Source organism: Stenotrophomonas sp. Steno-Z10-BAI (genome assembly GCF_056393115.1).
Map to the genome: position 1 here is coordinate 56,470 of NZ_JBWJOZ010000003.1, position 18,223 is coordinate 74,692.

The following is an 18,223-nucleotide window of genomic DNA, read 5'->3' on the forward strand; positions in this document are numbered from 1 at the left end:
CTGCCGGTTTGGATGTTGTCAGGGCATCAACAGGACGTTGAATAAACGCAAATCCGGGTGGGGCGGGGCGAACCGGTAGAATGGCGGCCTCTTTTCAAGATGTGCCCCCGCATGGCTGCCCAGCACGACGCTCCCCTGGAAACCCTGTTCCTGCCGTTCGCCAGTGGCGCACTGGCCTGGCCGGCCGGCCCCGTGCTGTTCCTGCGCGCCCGCGATGGCGCACCGCTGCGCGAGCACGCCCAGCCGGCGCAGCTGGTCTGCGAGCAGAGCTTCCGTCCGTTTGCCGACGCCCTGGAAGCCAGCGGCTGGACCGTGCGTGACGAGCAGCAGCTGGCCGGTGATGCCACCCGCTACGCCGTGGTGCTGGTGCTGCCGCCGCGCCAGCGCGAGGAAGCCAAGGCCCTGTTCGCCCGTGCGCTGGCCCTGACCGCCCCGGGCGGCATCGTGGTGGCCTGCCAGCACAACAACGAAGGCGCCCGCTCCGGCGAAGGCGACCTGCAGCAGCTGGCCGGCCTCGGCGGCAAGCTGACCAAGAACCACTGCCGTGCCTACTGGACGGCGCCGCTCAACGGCCAGCACGACGCCGCGCTCGCGCAGCGCTGGGCAACCCTGGACGCGCCGCGCGCGATCCTTGGCGGCCGCTTCCAGAGCCGCCCGGGCATCTTCGCCTGGGACCGCATCGACCCCGCCTCGGCGCTGCTGGTGGAGCAGCTGCCGGCCGATCTGGCCGGGCGTGGCGCCGATCTGGGCGCTGGCTTCGGTTATCTCTCGGCCGAAGTGCTGGCGCGCTGCCCGAACGTGACCGCGCTGGACCTGTATGAGGCCGAAGGCCGCGCGCTGGCGCTGGCCCGCGAGAACCTCGCCGCGCTCGGCAAGCCGGCCGCGCTGGCCTATCACTGGCAGGACGTCACCGCCGGGATCGAGGGCGAGTACGACTTCATCGTGACCAACCCGCCGTTCCACACCCCGTCGCGCGCGGATCGCCCCGACATCGGCCAGCGCTTCATCGCCGTGGCCGCGCAGGCGCTGCGCCCCGGGGGCCGGATGTGGCTGGTGGCCAACCGCCACCTGCCGTACGAGCAGATCCTCAACGAGAGCTTCGGCCAGGTCCGCGTGGCCGCCGAGCGCGATGGCTTCAAGCTGATCGAAGCCACCAAGGCCAGCAAGAGCGCCACGCCGGTCCGCACGCCGCGCAGCACCGAGCCGAAGTGGGGCCGCGGAGGCCGCGCATGAAGCTGGTCAAGCTGTTGGCCAACCTGGGCTATGGCAGCCGCAAGCAGGTGCAGGGGATGTTCCGTGCCGGCCTGATCACCGATGCCGAGGGCGAGGTGCTGTACGCCGATGACGCGGTCGCGCATGAGGCGATCCGGGTCGAAGGCGAGCCGCTGGACCCGCCGCAGGGGCTGACCCTGCTGCTGCACAAGCCGCGCGGCTACACCTGTTCGACCAAGGACAAAGGCCGGCTGATCTACGACCTGCTGCCACCACGTTACCGCGACCGCGCGCCGGTGTTGTCTTCAGTGGGCCGCCTGGACCGCGACACCAGCGGCATGCTGCTGATGACCGACGATGGCGCGCTGCTGCACCGGATCGTGTCGCCCAAGTCGCGCCTGGACAAGGCCTACGAGGTCACCCTGGCCGAAGACCTGCGCGGTGATGAAGCCGCGCGCTTCGCCAGCGGCGGTCTGCTGCTGGAATCGGACGACAAGCCGTTGCTGCCGGCCGAGCTGCACGTGAACGGCCCGCGCCAGGCGCAGCTGGTCCTGCACGAGGGCCGCTACCACCAGGCCCGCCGGATGTTCGCGGCGGTCGGCAACCACGTCGAGGCGCTGCACCGCAGCCGCATCGGCGGGCTGTCGCTGGGCGAACTGCCTGAAGGCGAGTGGCGCAGGCTGGATGCGGCCGATCTCGAGACGCTGTTCAACGTCCCATGAGTGCTTTCGCCGCGCTGCCGTTCCTGCCCGACGCCGTCATCTTCGACATGGACGGTCTGATGATCGACAGCGAACGGGTCTCGATCGCGTGCTGGTCGCAGGCCGCACAGGAACTGGCGCTGCCGTTCCCGGAGGGGTTCTGGCTGCGCATGGTGGGCCTGGGCGATCGCGACTGCGAGCGTCTGCTGCTGCAGACGGTGAATGCCGAGCAGGTCGCCGCGCTGTTCGCGCGCTGCCACGACCTGTACGAAGCGCGCACGCAGCAGGGGCTGCCGTTGCGCCCCGGCATCCTGGAGATCCTGCAGCTGCTGCACGAGCACGGCGTTCCGCGTGCGGTGGCGACCTCCACCCGCCAGCCGCGTGCCTCGCGCAAGCTGGCCGCCGCTGGGCTGCTGCCGTTCTTCGAGGTGGTGGTGACCAGCAGCGATGTGTCCCATCCCAAGCCCGCCCCGGACATCTACCTGCTGGCCGCGCAGAAGCTGGGCAAGGACCCGGCGCGCTGCCTGGCGCTGGAAGACTCCCCGGCGGGCATCCGCGCGGCGGTGGGTGCGGGCATGACCGCCATCCAGGTGCCGGACCTGGTGCATCCGGATGAGGAACTGCGTGCGCTGGGGCACCGCATCGTGGATTCGCTGCTGGATGCACGGCAGTTGTTGGTGCCGCTGCTGCCGGTGACCGGCGCGCGGTAACGAACGGCGTTGCCCGTTTGGACCACGAAAAAGCCCGGCACATGGCCGGGCTTTTTCATGCGGACACGGGCTGCAGTCAGAGGCGACTGAACACCAGCGCCGCATTCGTGCCGCCAAAGCCAAAGCTGTTGGACATCACGGTGTTCAGCTGTGCCGGCTGCGTCTCGCGCACGATCGGGAAGCCTTCCACCAGCGGGTCCAGCTCGCCGATGTTGGCCGAGCCGGCAATGAAGCCATCGCGCATCATCAGCAGGCAGTAGATCGCTTCGTGCACGCTCGCCGCACCCAGCGAGTGGCCCGACAGCGCCTTGGTCGAGGACAGCGGCGGAATGCTCTCGCCGAACACTTCACGCACCGCCTTCAGCTCGGTGACGTCGCCCAGCGGGGTCGAGGTGCCATGCGTGTTGAGGTAGTCGATCGGGGCGGTGATGTGCTCCATCGCCATGTTCATGCAGCGCACCGCGCCTTCACCGGAGGGGGCGACCATGTCGGCACCGTCGGAGGTGACGCCGTAACCGACCAGCTCGGCATAGATGCGTGCGCCACGGGCCACGGCGTGGTCGTAGTCTTCCAGCACCAGCATGCCGCCGCCACCGGCGATGACGAAGCCGTCGCGGTCCTTGTCGTACGGGCGCGAGGCCGAGGCCGGGGTCTCGTTGAAGCGGGTCGACAGGGCGCCCATCGCATCGAACATCACGCTCATCGACCAGTGCAGGTCTTCACCGCCACCGGCGAACATCACATCCTGTGCGCCATGGCGGATCAGATCCGCGGCAGCGCCGATGCAGTGGGCGGAGGTGGCGCAGGCGGCCGACAGCGAGTAGCTCAGGCCCTTGATCTGGAACGCGGTGGCCAGGCAGGCCGACACGGTGGAGCACATCGTGCGCGGCACCATGTACGGGCCGACCTTGCGCACGCCACGGGCGCGCAGGATGTCGGCCGATTCCACCTGCCACTGGCTGGAGCCGCCGCCGGAGCCGGCGATCAGGCCGGTCCGCGGGTTGGCGACCTGCGCCTCGTCCAGACCGGCATCGGCGATCGCATCGCGCATGGCGATGTAGGCGTAGGCCGAGGCATCGCTCATGAAGCGCTTCACCTTGCGGTCGATCTGCGCGTCCAGGTCCAGCTCGATGTTGCCGCCAACGTGGCTGCGCAGGCCGGCTTCGGCGTGATCAGGCAGGTGGCGGATGCCGGCGCGGCCTTCACGCAGTGCCGAGGACACGGTGTCCAGATCGTTGCCCAGGCACGAGGTGATGCCCATTCCGGTAATGACGACGCGACGCATCAGAAGTTCTCAGTGGAAGTGAACAGACCTACACGCAGGTCTTTGGCAGAGTAGATTTCGCGACCGTCGACGAGCATGCGGGCGTCGGACTGCGCCATCACCAGCTTGCGGTTGATGACGCGCGAGATGTCGATTTCGTAGGTAACGCGCTTGGCGCTCGGCAGTACCTGGCCGGTGAATTTGACTTCGCCGCAGCCCAGGGCGCGGCCACGGCCGGGCGCACCGATCCAGGTCAGGAAGAAGCCGGTCAGCTGCCACATGGCATCCAGGCCGAGGCAGCCAGGCATGACCGGGTCGCCGAGGAAGTGGCAGTCGAAGAACCACAGGTCAGGGCGGATATCCAGTTCCGCGCGTACCATGCCTTTGCCGTGTGGGCCGCCGTCCTCGCGGATATCGGTGATGCGATCGAACATCAGCATCGGATCATTGGGCAGGCGGCCGCTGCCCGGGCCGAACAGTTCACCGCGGGCGCTGGCCAGCAGCTGGTCGCGCGAGAACGCGTTGAGACGAGTCATGGAAAACGCAATCCTGAGGAAGTTGTCATCGGGGTGAGCCGACCACAGGTCGACTGCTCTTGCATGAAGCAAGTGCTCAAGAGTGCATGAGAAAAAGTGATTCAATCAAACGTTTTAACCGTACGCCGCCGTAGTGTTTTCAGGTTCAAAAACGCATGTTGTTGTTATCCAACAACCATACTGCGGCGTGTGGCTGTAATCTTGTTCATCTGAATTCGAGTGCCAACGCCCGTGTCCCGCCCCCGCAAGATCATTCACGTCGACATGGATGCGTTTTACGCGTCCGTGGAGCAGCGTGACGACCCTTCGTTGCGGGGCAAACCGGTGGTGGTGGCGTGGCGGGGCATGCGCTCGGTGGTGTGCGCAGCCTCGTACGAGGCGCGTGTGTTTGGCGTGCGTTCGGCGATGCCTGCGGTGCGTGCGGAGCGGCTGTGTCCGGATGCGGTGTTCGTGCCGCCGGATTTCGCCCGCTACAAGGCGGTGTCACGCCAGGTACGCGAGATTTTCCTGCGGCATACGGATCTGGTGGAACCGTTGTCGCTGGATGAGGCCTATCTGGATGTGACCGAGCACAAGGGCGGGATGACGGTGGCGACGGAGATCGCGCAGATCATCCGCGCGCAGATCCGCGAGGAGACGCAGCTGACGGCGTCGGCGGGGATCGCGCCGAACAAGTTCCTGGCCAAGATCGCCTCGGATTGGCGCAAGCCGGACGGGCAGTTCGTGGTGCCACCGCATCGTATCGAGCAGTTTCTGACGCCGTTGCCGGTGAACCGTGTGCCGGGCGTGGGCAAGGTGATGGCAGCGAAGCTGGCAGAGCTGGGCGTGGCGACGGTGGGTGATCTGCGTGCGCTGCCGCTGGAGGAACTGGAGGCGCGGTTCGGGACGTTTGGGGGACGGTTGTTCAATCGTGCGCGCGGTGTGGATGAGCGGCCGGTGGAGCCGGATCAGCCGGTGCAGTCGATCTCGTCGGAGGATACGTTCGCCGAGGATCTGCTGCTGGAGGATCTGGCGCCGGCGATCGTGCAGTTGGCGGAGAAGACGTGGCTGGCGACGCGCAGGACGGACCGCGTGGGGCATACGGTGGTGTTGAAGTTGAAGACGTCGCAGTTCCGGATCATTACGCGCAGTTTTACGCCGGAGTCGCCGCCGGATTCGTTGGAGGCGCTGCGCGATATTGCGTTGGGGTTGCGGGCGCGGGTGGAGTTGCCGTTGGAGACGCGGTATCGGTTGGTGGGGGTGGGGTTGGGGGGATTCCGGGAGCGGGAGGTGGTTCGCCAGCCGGGGTTGTTTGATCATCTGGGTGATGGCTGACGGCTTTACTGTTTGCGGCAACGGCAACGGCAACGGCAACGGCAACGTCAACAACTGATGCGCTGGTGTGCGGGTGGTGAGGGTTTGGGACGACGCGGGTGGGGTATCGGGACCCGCTGCAAGTACGTCCCTGTAAGCTCGTGTGTTGCCATCCATGGCAACACACGGTCCCGATACCCCACCCGCGCCGTCCCTCCGACACAGGTCGGTGCGCAGAGAGGAAACGCGTCGCGCTTTTCAATGTGCGCAATGACTTGGCTTCTACGAATGCGCGATTACGGCCACTGCATTTCTCCCTTGGCTACTTTCGCGCTCAGTTCCAATGAGCTCTCGCCGGCCAGGTTCGGATAGCGTTTTTTCATGGCGGCGATCAGTGCGTTGGCATCTTTGCTGCGTGCGGTTTCTTCGTCGAAGGCGCGGATGTAGTTGGCGGTGAAATCCACGGCGCTGATGTCCAGGGCGGCATCGGCTGCGTAGTGGCCCGGGATGACGCGGGTGGGGTTCAGGGCTTTGATCGTGGCCAGTGTCTGCAGCCAGTGCGCGTGCGATTGGGCGCTTTGGGTGTCGGCCATCCAGACGTGTTCGCCGGCGACGATGGGGATGCCGCCGAGGAGGGTGCGCAGGGCGGGAATCCACAGGACGGTGCGGTCCGGGGTGGGGCCGGTGAGGCCGATGATCTTGATCGGTTGGCCTTCGAGGGTGAGGGTGTCGCCGTCCAGTGGGGCGGGGATGACGATGCGGCTCGGCTTGCCTGCGCCCATCTGGGGGCCCCAGAACGCGAGTTTGGCGGCCTGGGTGGCGTTGATGTGGGCGACGGTGGCGGGGGTGGCGAGGATGCGGGCGTCGGGGAAGGCGTCCTGCAGGGTGGCCAGGCCGAAGTAGTAGTCGGGGTCGCCGTGGCTGATGTAGATCGTGGTCAGGCGTTTGCCCGAGTCACGGATGCGCTGGACCAGCTGCGCGGCATCGGTGGCGGCGAACTGGGCATCCACGAGCATGGCGTCATGGCGGCCGGTGATCAGGGTGGAGGAAACCGCGAAGAGGGCGTCGTCTCCGGGGTGGTAGGGCTGCACTGCCAAGGGGGCGTCCTGCGCGGGTGCGTTCGCGGCGGGGCGGGCAGGGCTGGTGACCGGGGTGAGGGCGGTGAGGCCGGTGATCAGGGCCAGGCTGAGGGCCAGGGTGGTGCGGGAGAGCGTGGGCATTGGGGGCGGTTCCATCCAGGGCCCCGGCGGGGATCGCCGGGGCGGGCAGGGCTCAGTAGGCGACGGTGGCGATCTGGCGCAGGTACTGCGGGGTTTCGATCTCGCTGACGAAGGCGTCGGCGTAGTCGGGGTAGCTGATCCGGCTGTGGCCGTCATCGCCGACCAGGAAGTTCTTCGCCTGGGTGCGGAAGCCGCCGCGCTGCGGGCCGGGGCCGATTTCGGCGGCCGGGGAGTAGAAGGTCCAGTCGAGGTCGTCGACGGCGCGCAGCTGCTTCAGCGTCTCGCGGGCGGCCAGGGCGACCGGCTTGTAGGCGTCGGGGAAGCCCTCGGTGTCCACCAGCTGCACGCCGGGGGCGACTTCCAGGCTGCCGGCACCGCCGACCATGATGAAGCGGGGCACGCCGGCCTGGCGGGCGGCGGCGACCAGGGCGGCACTGGTGGTGGTCACCTTGCTCGGGGCATCGCCCGGGCGCGGGCCGAAGGCGCTGGCCAGGACGTCATGGCCGGCGATCACGGCGGCCAGTGCGTCGGTGTCATCCAGCGCGGCCACGGCCAGCTGGGCGCCGTCCAGTTCCGCCGGGAGGTCGGTTTCACGGCGGACGATGGCAGTGACCTGGTGGCCGCGGGCGAGGGCCTGGCGGGTGATTTCACGGCCGATGTTGCCGGTGGCACCAACGAGAGCGACTTTCATGGGGGAAGGTCCGTTGAGGAAGGAAGGCCAGCGTATGCCCCTGGAATCGAACGAAAAACCGCGTATAACGGCCTAATTTGTTGCACGGATCGATCAAATGGACCGGATGACGGCGATGAACGTGTTCGTCGAGGTGGCCGATCGTGGCAGCCTGACCGCTGCGGCCGAGGCGCTGGAGATGTCGCGGGCGATGGTGACGCGCTATCTGGCCGAGGTGGAGCGCTGGCTGGGCGCGCGTCTGCTGCACCGGACCACGCGCCGGATCAGCCTGACCGGGCCGGGAGAAGCGGCGCTGCTTCGCTTCCGGCAGATGCTGGCGATCGGCGATGAGCTGCACGCTGAGCTGGCCACTGACAACCCCGAGCCTCACGGGTTGATCCGGGTGACTGCGAGTGTTTCTTTCGGGCAGCTCCACCTGGCCGCGGCGGTGGCCGAGTTCGTCAAACGCCATCCGCTGACGCGGGTGGAACTGCTACTCGTCGATCGGGTGGTGAATCTGGTGGAAGAGCGGGTGGACATCGCGGTACGCATCTCGCGTGCGATCGACCCGAGTCTGATCGCGCGCCATCTTGGGCCGTGCCGGTCGGTGTTGTGTGCGGCGCCGTCGTACGTGGCCGAGCGCGGTGCGCCGGGCACGGCCGATGCACTGGCCGCGCATAACTGCCTGACCCACCACTACGTCGGCAAGAGTGTGTGGCACCTGCAGCGCGACGGACGGCAGATCGCGGTGGCGGTGGGTGGCAACATCAGCGCCAACGAAGCATCGTTGCTGCTGGAAGCCGTACGCGCCGGGGCGGGTATCGCCATGTTGCCGATGTACCAGATCGCGCCGCTGCTGCGTTCGGGCGAGCTGGTGGCCGTGCTGCCCGACTACACGGTGGAGACGCTGGGGCTGCACGCCGTGTACGCCTCGCGCCGGCAGCTGCCGACGATCATGCGCAGCTTCCTGGATTTCCTGGTGGAGCGTTTCAGCAGCCCGCAGTTTCTGGCGTTGCTTTGAGTGCCTGGGGTCAACGGCGCATGAGCAGAGCCGTTGCGGTGCCGCCGTACAATGGGGCTCCCACGTCGTTGAAGTGAGTGTCGTCTTGTCGTATCCGTATCCGTTGGTGGTGTTCGATCTGGATGGCACGCTGGTGGACAGCGCGGCCGATATCGCCGAAGCGCTCAACCGCACGCTGCAGGACTGGCAGTTGCCGCGCGTGCCGGAGGCGACGGTGTTGACGTGGATCGGTGATGGCGTGCGGCGGCTCGTCGAGCAGGCGTTTACCGCGGCTGGCAGCGATATCGATCTGGACGAGGTGATGCCCGGTTTCATGCGGCACTACGAAGCGTGCCTGTTGCGCAGCCCGCGCTTGTTCGATGGCGTGAGCGAGACGTTGGCCGCCTTGCGCGAACGTTCGGTGACGCTGGCGATCTGCACCAACAAGCCGTCCGCGCTGGTGGCGCCGTTGCTGCAGCATTTCGGTCTGCAGGACGTGTTCGCACTGGTGCTGGGAGGCGATTCCTTGCCGGAGCGCAAGCCGAATGGTGCGCCACTGCGGTACATCGCGACGCACTTCGACGTGGCCGTCGAGGCCGCGTTGATGGTGGGTGATTCGATCACCGATTACCGCGCTGCAGTGGACGCAGGCATGCCGGTGGCGCTGGTGCGCTATGGGTATCCGCGCGGGCTGGATCTGGACCACGTCGAGGCCGTTGCCGTGGTGGATGATCTGCGGGAACTGCTGGTGCTGTAAGGCGTTCGAGCGTGTGCCGACCAACGGTCGGCACCTACCAGGTTCAATGATTGTGCCGACCAACGGTCGGCACCTAGCGGGGGGGGGGCGGCGGCAGTGCCGCCGTCCAGATCCCTTATTTCGGCTGGTAACGCACGCTCAGGCGGTACTCGCGGCCGGGCTGGTTGTACCAGGCGACGGTTTCGTAGTCGCGGTCGAACACGTTGCTGACCCGGCCCAGTACGGACCAATCACGGGTCAGCGCGTATTCCAGGCGCAGATCCACGGTGCCGTAGCCGCCCAGGCGCACGGTGTTGGCCGCATTGTCGTACCGCTTGCCGGCGCCGTTGGCGGTGAGGCCGGCGCGGAAGTCACCGAAACGGCGATCGACGTCCAGACGCGCGGTGTTCTGTGCGCGGCGCGCCAGCCAGTTGTCGAACTGTGCGCTGCCGTCGGTGCGGTTGCGCGGGTCGGTGTGGCTGAGCTGTGCGTTGAGGTCGAACCCGGCGACGGTGATCGCACCGGTCAATTCGGCGCCGCGGATGCGGGCCTTTTCGACCTGCGACATCATGAACGTGGTGGCATCGTAGGTGATCAGGTCATCGATGCGCGTTTCGTACACATCCAGGCCCCAGCGCCAGCCGTCGCCCTGCTGGGCGATGCCGATGTTCGCGCTCTTGGATTTTTCCGGGTCCAGGGTCGGCACGCCGCTCCACGGGTCGTAAAGGTCGCTGAAGGTCGGGGCCTTGAACGCGGTGCCGTAGCTGGCGTTGAGGCGGAACCCGCTGCCCAGCTCCAGGCCCCAGCCGAGGCTGCCGGTGGTGTGGTTGCCGAACTGCTCGTTGTCGTCGTTGCGCACGCTGGCCTGCAGGTGGTGCGCGCCGAAGCGGCCCTGGTACTGCACGAACACGCCGGTGTTGTCGCGGCTGTCGACCAGGTAGCCGGCACTGCTGCCGTCCAGGTTGTCCTGGCTCCAGTCCACACCGGCGCTCAGCAGCTGGCCATCAGCGATGCCGATGTCGGCCTGCACCGAGGCACTGTCGCGGTGGGTCTGTGCATTGCCCAGCCAGGTATCACCGTTGAAGTTGTCCGATTCGTTATCGGCGCGGCCGACGTTGAACGTCAGGTTCAAGCGCTCGCTCGGTATGTAGCGCAGCTTGCCGCCGAGTACCTGCTGCAGCGTTTCGGAGTAGTTGTAATAGCCGTCGTAATGGTTCTCGCCTTCGGCGCGCAGGGCGGTGCCTTCCACGCTCAACGTGTCCGTCAGGGCATAGCCGCCGCGCAGGCTCATGGACAGGTTGCGGTAGCCATCGCGGTCGGGCTCGTCGGCGCCGCAGCCGGCGAAGGGCGACACCGAGCCACGGCAGGCGTTGATGCCATCGGTGTGCTGGTAGGCGATGTCGGTGCCGAACCAGCCACGCTCACCGCTGCCGCCGAAGCCACCGCTGGCCTCGCGCAGGCCGTTGCTGCCACCGCCGAGCTGCAGGTGCGGCGCGAACTGGCCGGCGTTGCGGCGGGTGAAAATCTGGATCACGCCGCCGATCGCATCGGCGCCGTACAGGCTGGACTGCGGGCCACGCACGATTTCGATGCGCTCGATCTGTGCCAGCGGCAGATCCTGGATCATCGCCAGGCCGAGGTCGCCCGTGTTGATGCGCACGCCATCGACCAGCACCAGGGTGTGGGCCGAGTTGGTGCCACGCAGGAACAGCGAGCTCTGCTTGCCCAGGCCGCCGCTGTTGTTGAGGTTGATGCCGGCACGGCCGCGCAGCAGATCTTGCAGCGACGGCGCCTGGCTGCGCTCGATCTCGGCGCGGTCGATCACCTGCGCCGGTGAGATGCTGTCCTGCAGGGCGATCGGGGTGCGCGTGGCGGTGACCAGCACCTGGTCCAGCGCGGTGGCGTCGTCCTGTGCGGCGGCCAGCAGGGGCAGGGCCGAGAGCACGGCCAGGGAAAGAACGCGGGTTTGCAGCTTCATCGATGACTCCATGCACCGCGCACGCCCGCGCGGCAAGGGGTGGGGATGATCGCGCTGCAGGGAGGTTCGACGGTGGGCGGGCGCGCGCAGGCGCCAGCTTGCCGCCGCCATGCCCGCCGCATCGCAACCAGTCGTCTTCCAGGCCGGTCTCCGGGCTCGCGGGTCGATGGCGGTGCCATCGTGCCAGGCGCCTTCCCATGCCGGAGCACAGTGGCGTGTTGCCTGGTGTTTCCACGCTTACCGTTGCGGGGGCAGCGCCGGAGTGGCGGCGTGGCACAGGGCCTGACGCGTCACCGGCTTCCCGTTTCAACCTGGCGGCGTTGCAGCCCCAGGTCACCTGAAAGTGGGCGCAGTCTAAGGCATCCGCCGGGCCCATGGCGCGCACCGGTTAGAATGCGCCTCGCTTTTTCGATGTGATCTCCATGACCCCAACGTGGTTGCAGCACCCCGGCACCGACGCCCGTGACCCGCACCGGCCGGACGCAGCGGGCAGCAGACGGGGCGCGGCATGATCCTCGATCTGATCCGCCACGCCAGCACGGGCCGCGACGATCATCTTGATGGCCGCACCGATCCGCCGCTGCACGAGGGCGCGACCGACGCCCTGTGCGCGCGCTACGCCGGGCTGCCCTGGCAGCGGGTGCTGTCCTCGCCTCGGCAGCGAGCGCTGTTGACCGCCGAGGCATTGGCCTTGCCCCACGCGGTGGACGTGGAGGTCGATGAGGAATGGGAAGAACTGGATTTCGGCGACTGGGACGGGCTCGCGCTGGAGGCGCTGCCGATGGATGCGCTGTCAGCGTTCCATCTGGACCCGCACGCCAACCCGCCGCCGCATGGCGAAAGCTGGGGCCACTTCGAGCGCCGCATCGCGCGTGGACTGCACCGGCTGCTGGATGAGCCCGAGCCGGTCCCGACCCTGATCGTCAGCCATGGCGGACCGCTGCGGATGGTGCTGTCGCAGGTATGCGGCCTGCCGATGGCGATGTGCTGGGCGCTGCGCATCGATCACGGCACGCGGCTGCGCCTGCGCGTGGAGCGCGAGGACGACCGGCTGTGGGGCGAACTGCTGGAGCTGCAGCAGGTATGAGGCGCGCGGCTACCGACGGTGTGTCGGTAGCCGTGGATCAGCGGTTGTCATCGTCCATCTCGAACGGCGGCGCTTCGTCGCCGTCATCGTCGCGATGCTCCACGGTGCGGTCGTAGACCGGGCCGGAGGCGGGCGGCGCCTTCTTCAGCGGCTGGTCGGCGATGATCGCTTCGTACTCGGCCACCAGCACGGTGCGGCGCGCCTCCGGCAGTTCCTGCCAGTGGCAGTCCTGCAGCGCACCTTCCAGCGAGTAGAGCAGGTTCAAGCTGGGCTTGAAGCCGGCGCGGCGCACTTTGACGAAGGCACCGACCGCGCCGACCGCCACCAGATCTTCCGGCGTACGCAGACCGACCTGGCGCAGCCATGCTGCGCTCTTCGGGCCGATGTTGCGCAGCTTGACGCCACTCATCCCAAAGCCTCGACGAACACCGCGGCGATGGCTTCCAGCCCGGCCTGGTCCTCGGCATCGAAGCGCGCCAGCGAGGGGCTGTCCAGATCGAACACGCCGACCAGCTCGCCGTGGTGGACCAACGGCACCACCAGTTCCGAGCGCGAGGCCGAGTCGCAGGCGATGTGGCCCGGGAATGCATCGACGTCTTCGATACGCTGGGTCACCCGCTGCGAAGCCGCGGCGCCACACACGCCCTTGTCGAGTGGAATGCGCACGCAGGCGGGCAGACCCTGGAACGGGCCGACGACCAGCTCCTTGCCATCGAAGAAATAGAAGCCGACCCAGTTCAGGTGCGGCAGGGCGTGGTAGACCAGCGCCGACAGGTTGGCCGCATTGGCGATGCGGTCGCGCTCGCCGTGCACCAGGGCGCGGGCCTGGGCCAGCAGCTGGCCGTACTGTTCCGGCTTGCTGCCGGTGAGCGTGGAGGTATCGAACATGGCCGCAGTCTACCAAGCGCAGCGGTTGGGTGCCCCCGGGGCCGGCCGAACACAGCGGACCGCACCGCAGCGCTGCCGGGACGGCGGATAATGGCGCGTTTCCGCCCCCGGTCGTCCCCATGCCCCTGCCTGCGCCGCGCCCTGCCGCCCTGTTCGTCACCGGTACCGACACCGGCATCGGCAAGACCTTCAGCAGCTGTGTGCTGCTGCATGCCCTGCGCCGCCACGGCGGCACCGCGGTGGGCATGAAGCCGGTCGCCAGTGGCTGCGAGCGCACGCCCGAGGGCCTGCGCAACGAGGACGCCACGGCCCTGCTGGCCGCCAGCATGCCGATGCCCGCATATGACGACCTCAACCCGTTCGCGCTCGAGCAGCCGCTGGCCCCGGAGATCGCCGCGGCGGAGGCTGGCGTGCAACTGTCGCTGGCGCCGATCGAGGCCGCCTTCGCGCGCCTGCGCGCCAGCGCGGACACGGTGGTGGTCGAGGGCGTCGGCGGCTGGCTGGCGCCGCTGTCGGCCAGGCTGGACCAGAGTGATCTGGTGCACGCGCTGGCGCTGCCCGTGGTGATGGTGGTCGGGCTGCGGCTGGGCTGCCTCAACCATGCGCGGCTGACTGCCGAGGCGATCGCGGCCCGTGGCGCGCGCTGCATCGGCTGGATTGCCAACGACGTGGACCCGAGCATGGCACGCCGCGACGAGAACGTCGCACTGCTCACCGCGCGGCTGCCGATGCCATGTTGGGGGCGCCTGCCGTATGCGCCGGGCGTGGACCCGGCCCGCCTGGCGGACCGGCTGGTGTTCTGAGTGTCAGGTGCCTGCGCGCGTCTGCAGGGCGGTCGCCAACCGGCCGACCGTGGCGATCGCGCGGAGGAAACGCGCGTCGAGTTCCTGGCAGCATGACAGGCGCAGGCAATGCCGGTAGCGGGCACCGCGCGAGTAAACCTGGCCGGGCATGAACACCACGCCCTCGGCCAAGGCCTGCTCGAACAGCTCCCCGGCATCGATCGCGGCAGGCAGCTCCACCCACAGCAGGAACCCGCCGGTCGGCTGGGTGGCCGACGTGCCGGGCGGGAAGTGCTGCGCGATCAGGCCACGCACGTGGCTGACCTGGTCGCTGTAGAGCCGACGCAAGCCCCGCAGATGATGCTCGTAGTTGCCGGCCTCCAGGAACGCGGCGACCGCGTCGCCGAGCAGGCGTGATTCGGCACCGGAGGAGTGGAACTTCAGCAGCTGGATATCGGCGGCGAAGCGGCCACCGTCGAGCCAGCCGATGCGGTAGTCCGGCGCCAGCGTTTTGGAGAAGCCGCTGCAGACCATGATCCAGCCATCGCGGTCAAAGCTCTTGGCCAACGGCTCCAGCGGTTCCTTGAACTGCAGTTCGGCGTAGACCGCGTCTTCGATCAACGGCACCTGGTAATGGTTCACCAGCGCGGCAAGGCGCTGCTTGTTCGGCACGGGCATGCTGCCGCCGAGCGGATTGTGCACGGTCGGCATGGCCATGATCGCGGCGATGCCGCCGGCGGCGAGCAGCGCTTCCAGTGCATCCAGATCGAGTCCGTCGCGCGGATGGGTGGGCAGCTCGATCGCGCGCAGGCCCAGGCTGCGCAGCAGCGGGTAGATGTTGAAGTAGGAGGGCGCTTCGATCGCCACCGCATCGCCGGGTTCGGTCACCACGCGCAGCGCCAGCTGCAGGGCTTCCATCGCGCCATGCGTGAGCACCAGCCGGTCCGTGGTGGTGTGCAGCCCCAGCCGTGGCCCACGCTGCACGATCTGCGTCAGCAGCCGTGCCGCACCGTTGGGACGTGCGTAGGTCTCCACCGTGGTGGCGGCCCGGCGCAGTACCTGCGCGGTGGTGCGTGCCAGCTGGGCACCGGGATAGAAACGCTTGCCGCGCGGGCCGGCGAACGCCAGATCGACGATGTCCGGTTGCTGCTGTGCGGCCAGTACGCGGGCCATCATCGCCTGCTGCGCGGGTGCGGTCGGTGGTGAGGGCGCCTGCCGCAGCGACTGGGTCGGTTCGGGCAGGCGCGGGCTCACCACGAAGCCCGCCTTGGGCCGCGGCAGCACCAGCCCGGCATCTTCCAGCTGCCGATACGCGGCGATCACTGTGTTGAGGCTGAGGCTGCGCTGTGTCGCCAGGCCGCGCAGCGACGGCAGCCGGGTGCCGACCGGCAAGCGACCACTGCGGATCGCATCGGCCATTTCATCGGCCAGGGACTGGTAGAGGTTGGTCGCCATCGGCATCTGCATCCACGGGTATCTGTAACCGTGCGGATGCCAGCCATCTGCATCTGTATCCGCCTCGGGACGCAGCCTACCATGGGGCTCGATGACTTCCCTCGCGCACGGCAGAGCGATGTGTGCCGTGCGTCTTTTCTTCTGGTTCCCCGCGTGATCAGCGCGCCGAAATGGTGGTGCTCACCAGGCGCGGCTGCTCGCGGTACAGCGCCGGGTACTGCTGCTTCAGCGCGGCCACCTTGGGCAGGTCGTTGATCCGGATGTACAGCGATTCCGGATGCAGCGTGAGGTAGTTCTGGTGATACCCCTCGGCGGCGAAGAACGGCTTGCCGCCATCGACCTGGGTCACCACCGGCGCGGCGTAGGTCCTGGCCTGCTGCAACTGGGCGATATAGGCGCGGGTGGCATCGCGCTGCGCCGCGTCGTCGGCATAGACCGCCGAGCGGTACTGCGTGCCTCGGTCCGGGCCCTGCCGGTTGAGCTGGGTCGGATCATGCGCCACCGAGAAGAACACCTGCATCAGTTGGCCATAGCTGACCTGGGCCGGATCGTAGGTGACCTGCACCGCTTCGGCATGGCCGGTACCGCCGCCGCCGACGCGCGGGTAGGTGGCATTCGCCGCACTGCCGCCGATGTAGCCGGAGAGCGCGTTGTCCACGCCCTTGATGTGCTGGAACACGCCCTGCACACCCCAGAAGCAGCCACCGGCGAATACCACCTGTGCACGCTTCACACCGGGTTGGCGCAGGTCGGCCTTGCCGGCAGGTGGCGGCATCGCCGCGGCTGTGATGGCTGCGGCGGCGTGTGCCGGTCGATCCAGACCCAGCACCACGCTGGCGGTGAGTGCCGCGATGGCGACAGCGATGCCGCCTGCAAGGAGTTTGTCGACTGCGATCTTCATGCGATGGCTCCTCACCCAAACGTAAAGGCGTAGGCGTGCACGCCCGGATCGAGGAACTCGATCTCGAAGGTGCGCTCCTGCACGGCGCCGGACTGGCGGATCAGCTGATACAGACGGTTGTCATCCACGCGGCCGTCGCCGTCGGCGGAGATGTCTCCACCGGCCGCAGCGCCGGGTGCCTGCCCATCGATGCGCACGCGGAACCGGACCGGCTTGCCGTCCTCGCCCGGCGCCAGCACCAGGTGCAGGTCACGCGCATGGAAGCGGAAGGCGATGCGGCCGCCGCGTGTCTCCAGCCGGGCGTCTTCGTTGCCCACGGTCCAGCGCCCGGCCAAGGCCCACTGGTTGTGCTGAAGGGTGGCAGGCACGCTGTAGTCGGCAGGCTTATCCTGGTGCAGGCCACCGGGCGAGGCGAAGTTCTCGGCACGCGCATGGCCGAGGTAGGTCTCCGGCGATTTGAGGTTGCCCATGTCGGCCTGGCGCGCCACGCCGTCCAGCGTCATCGCTACCGGTGCATCGTCACCGGGCAGGGTGTTGCCGGCCTCGCGCAGCAGCTGGCGGATGATCTGCTCGGACTGCGCATAGTTGCCCTCGCCGAAGTGATGCGCGCGGATCCGGCCCTGCGCATCGATGAAGTAGTGCGCCGGCCAGTACTTGTTGTTGAAGCCGCGCCAGATGGCGAAGTCGTTGTCGATCGCGACCGGGTAGGTGACCTTCAGGTCCTTTACCGCCCGCTGCACGTTGGGAAGATTGCGCTCGAAGGCGAACTCCGGCGCATGCACGCCGATCACCACCAGGCCGTGATCGCGATAGCGCTCGGCCCACTCACGCACGTAGGGCATCGCGCGCAGGCAGTTGATGCAGGAGTAGGTCCAGAAGTCGACCAGCACCACCTTGCCGCGCAACGCCTGCGCATCCAGCGGCGGGCTGTTGAGCCAACCGGTCGCGCCGGCCAGCGAGGGCAGGGTGCCTTCCACCGGCAGCGGCTGCCCAGGGGCACCGGCGGTGCTCATCATCGCCGCACCGGCCGCGGGCTGCTGCGCCGGAAGTACATCGAGCAGGCCCTGCTCCAGCTTGGCGGTGCTGACCGTGGAGAGCCGGGTCAGCACGCCGGTATCCCACCCCATCGCGATGGCGACCACCGCCAGCAACGCGGCGATGCCGAGCCCGCGGCGCACCCACTCCCCCACGCCGAGGCGGCGCTTGAGCGCGGCGAACACGCGCCCGCCGATCCAGATCGCCAGGGCCAGCGAGGTGGCCGCGCCCAGTGCGTAGGCCAGCAGCAGCCCGCTGGTGCCGACGCTGGCGCCCTGCAGCGCCGCGCCGGTGAGGATCAGGCCGAGGATCGGCCCCGCACACGGCGCCCACAGCAGGCCGGTGGCGATGCCGATCAGCAGCGAGGTGCCCACGCCCCCCCGCCCCGCGTCACTGGCCGCATCGGCCGAGGCGCTGAGCCGTGCGCCCAGCCGCTGGAACGGCGACAGCAGGCGGTCGGCCAGCGCCGGCCACAGCAGCGCCAGCGCGAACACTGCCATCACCACCAGCGCGATCCAGCGCCCGATCTGGTTGGCCTGCGCCACCCATTGGCTGCTCACCGCCGCCAGGCTGGCGACCACGGCGAACATCAACGCCATGCCGATCAGCAGCGGCAGGCCACTGCGCAGGAACGGGCGGTCCGAGCGGGCGAACACGAACGGCAGCACCGGCAGGATGCAGGGGCTGAGGATGGTGAGCACGCCACCGAGGTAGGCCAGCACGAGCAGAAGCATGGAGAGGTCCTTCTATGACGC

The 18,223-nt window shown here is 68.2% G+C and carries 18 protein-coding genes and 1 riboswitch; of the genes, 8 read left to right on the top strand and 10 right to left on the bottom strand.

The features are described from left to right. Window positions 1-111: 111 nt before the first annotated feature. Genes AC06E9_RS09145 through AC06E9_RS09155 form a run of 3 tightly spaced genes read left to right on the top strand, consistent with a single transcriptional unit; the run spans window position 112 to window position 2,623 of the window. On the top strand, window positions 112-1,233 hold the full coding sequence (locus tag AC06E9_RS09145) for a class I SAM-dependent methyltransferase (protein ID WP_478055948.1): 1,122 nt from the start codon (window positions 112-114) through the stop codon (window positions 1,231-1,233). Then, window positions 1,230-1,934, top strand: coding sequence for a pseudouridine synthase (locus AC06E9_RS09150; protein WP_121042462.1), 705 nt, complete (start codon window positions 1,230-1,232; stop codon window positions 1,932-1,934). The genes AC06E9_RS09145 and AC06E9_RS09150 overlap by 4 nt, the downstream gene beginning before the upstream one ends. After that, window positions 1,931-2,623, top strand: a complete 693-nt coding sequence (locus AC06E9_RS09155; protein WP_121042464.1) for an HAD family hydrolase — start codon at window positions 1,931-1,933, stop codon at window positions 2,621-2,623. The genes AC06E9_RS09150 and AC06E9_RS09155 overlap by 4 nt, the downstream gene beginning before the upstream one ends. Window positions 2,624-2,699: 76 nt before the next feature. On the opposite strand, the gene fabB is transcribed toward AC06E9_RS09155, so the two are convergent. Both fabB and fabA read right to left on the bottom strand, forming a co-directional pair. Further along, window positions 2,700-3,908, bottom strand: coding sequence for a beta-ketoacyl-ACP synthase I (gene fabB, locus AC06E9_RS09160; RefSeq protein WP_121042466.1), 1,209 nt, complete (start codon window positions 3,906-3,908; stop codon window positions 2,700-2,702). Beyond that, the gene (gene fabA, locus AC06E9_RS09165; protein ID WP_070471641.1) at window positions 3,908-4,423 is read right to left on the bottom strand and encodes a 3-hydroxyacyl-[acyl-carrier-protein] dehydratase FabA; all 516 of its coding nucleotides are present in this window, start codon (window positions 4,421-4,423) and stop codon (window positions 3,908-3,910) included. The genes fabB and fabA overlap by 1 nt, the downstream gene beginning before the upstream one ends. A gap of 231 nt (window positions 4,424-4,654) precedes the next feature. On the opposite strand from fabA, the gene dinB reads away from it, so the two are divergent. Next, window positions 4,655-5,737, top strand: coding sequence for a DNA polymerase IV (gene dinB / locus AC06E9_RS09170; protein WP_478055949.1), 1,083 nt, complete (start codon window positions 4,655-4,657; stop codon window positions 5,735-5,737). A gap of 275 nt (window positions 5,738-6,012) precedes the next feature. Here the strand turns inward: dinB and AC06E9_RS09175 are convergent, their stop codons facing one another. Beyond that, entirely contained in the window at window positions 6,013-6,936 is a 924-nt protein-coding gene (locus tag AC06E9_RS09175) for an MBL fold metallo-hydrolase (protein WP_478055950.1), read from the bottom strand. Window positions 6,937-6,988: 52 nt separating this feature from the next. Next, window positions 6,989-7,627, bottom strand: a complete 639-nt coding sequence (locus AC06E9_RS09180; protein ID WP_478055951.1) for an NAD(P)-dependent oxidoreductase — start codon at window positions 7,625-7,627, stop codon at window positions 6,989-6,991. A 97-nt stretch (window positions 7,628-7,724) separates the two neighbouring features. Between AC06E9_RS09180 and AC06E9_RS09185 the strand changes: the two genes are divergently transcribed. Both AC06E9_RS09185 and gph read left to right on the top strand, forming a co-directional pair. Beyond that, the gene (locus AC06E9_RS09185; RefSeq protein WP_478055952.1) at window positions 7,725-8,627 is read left to right on the top strand and encodes a LysR family transcriptional regulator; all 903 of its coding nucleotides are present in this window, start codon (window positions 7,725-7,727) and stop codon (window positions 8,625-8,627) included. An 85-nt stretch (window positions 8,628-8,712) separates the two neighbouring features. Then, complete coding sequence (gene gph / locus AC06E9_RS09190) at window positions 8,713-9,363, top strand: phosphoglycolate phosphatase (RefSeq protein WP_282264308.1); 651 nt, start codon at window positions 8,713-8,715, stop codon at window positions 9,361-9,363. 115 nt (window positions 9,364-9,478) lie between these two features. Here the strand turns inward: gph and btuB are convergent, their stop codons facing one another. Continuing rightward, window positions 9,479-11,320, bottom strand: a complete 1,842-nt coding sequence (btuB, locus tag AC06E9_RS09195; protein WP_478055953.1) for a TonB-dependent vitamin B12 receptor — start codon at window positions 11,318-11,320, stop codon at window positions 9,479-9,481. Between the two features lie 124 nt (window positions 11,321-11,444). Continuing rightward, window positions 11,445-11,676: riboswitch (cobalamin riboswitch) on the bottom strand. 152 nt (window positions 11,677-11,828) lie between these two features. Here btuB and AC06E9_RS09200 point away from each other — a divergent pair. Further along, window positions 11,829-12,407, top strand: coding sequence for a histidine phosphatase family protein (locus AC06E9_RS09200; protein WP_478055954.1), 579 nt, complete (start codon window positions 11,829-11,831; stop codon window positions 12,405-12,407). A 37-nt stretch (window positions 12,408-12,444) separates the two neighbouring features. Here the strand turns inward: AC06E9_RS09200 and AC06E9_RS09205 are convergent, their stop codons facing one another. Both AC06E9_RS09205 and AC06E9_RS09210 read right to left on the bottom strand, forming a co-directional pair. Then, entirely contained in the window at window positions 12,445-12,816 is a 372-nt protein-coding gene (locus tag AC06E9_RS09205; RefSeq protein ID WP_121042482.1) for a TfoX/Sxy family protein, read from the bottom strand. After that, complete coding sequence (locus AC06E9_RS09210; RefSeq protein WP_121042484.1) at window positions 12,813-13,295, bottom strand: GAF domain-containing protein; 483 nt, start codon at window positions 13,293-13,295, stop codon at window positions 12,813-12,815. The genes AC06E9_RS09205 and AC06E9_RS09210 overlap by 4 nt, the downstream gene beginning before the upstream one ends. A 119-nt stretch (window positions 13,296-13,414) precedes the next feature. Between AC06E9_RS09210 and bioD the strand changes: the two genes are divergently transcribed. After that, window positions 13,415-14,098, top strand: a complete 684-nt coding sequence (gene bioD / locus AC06E9_RS09215; protein WP_121042486.1) for a dethiobiotin synthase — start codon at window positions 13,415-13,417, stop codon at window positions 14,096-14,098. A 3-nt stretch (window positions 14,099-14,101) separates the two neighbouring features. Here the strand turns inward: bioD and AC06E9_RS09220 are convergent, their stop codons facing one another. From AC06E9_RS09220 to AC06E9_RS09230, 3 genes are all read right to left on the bottom strand, one after another. Continuing rightward, the gene (locus AC06E9_RS09220) at window positions 14,102-15,532 is read right to left on the bottom strand and encodes an aminotransferase-like domain-containing protein (RefSeq protein WP_259462189.1); all 1,431 of its coding nucleotides are present in this window, start codon (window positions 15,530-15,532) and stop codon (window positions 14,102-14,104) included. A 157-nt stretch (window positions 15,533-15,689) separates the two neighbouring features. Continuing rightward, window positions 15,690-16,433, bottom strand: coding sequence for a peptide-methionine (S)-S-oxide reductase MsrA (gene msrA, locus AC06E9_RS09225; protein ID WP_478055955.1), 744 nt, complete (start codon window positions 16,431-16,433; stop codon window positions 15,690-15,692). An 11-nt stretch (window positions 16,434-16,444) separates the two neighbouring features. Further along, window positions 16,445-18,202 (bottom strand): cytochrome c biogenesis protein DipZ, encoded by a 1,758-nt coding sequence (locus AC06E9_RS09230; RefSeq protein WP_478055956.1) that lies wholly within the window; start codon window positions 18,200-18,202, stop codon window positions 16,445-16,447. Between the last annotated feature and the right edge of the window lie 21 nt (window positions 18,203-18,223).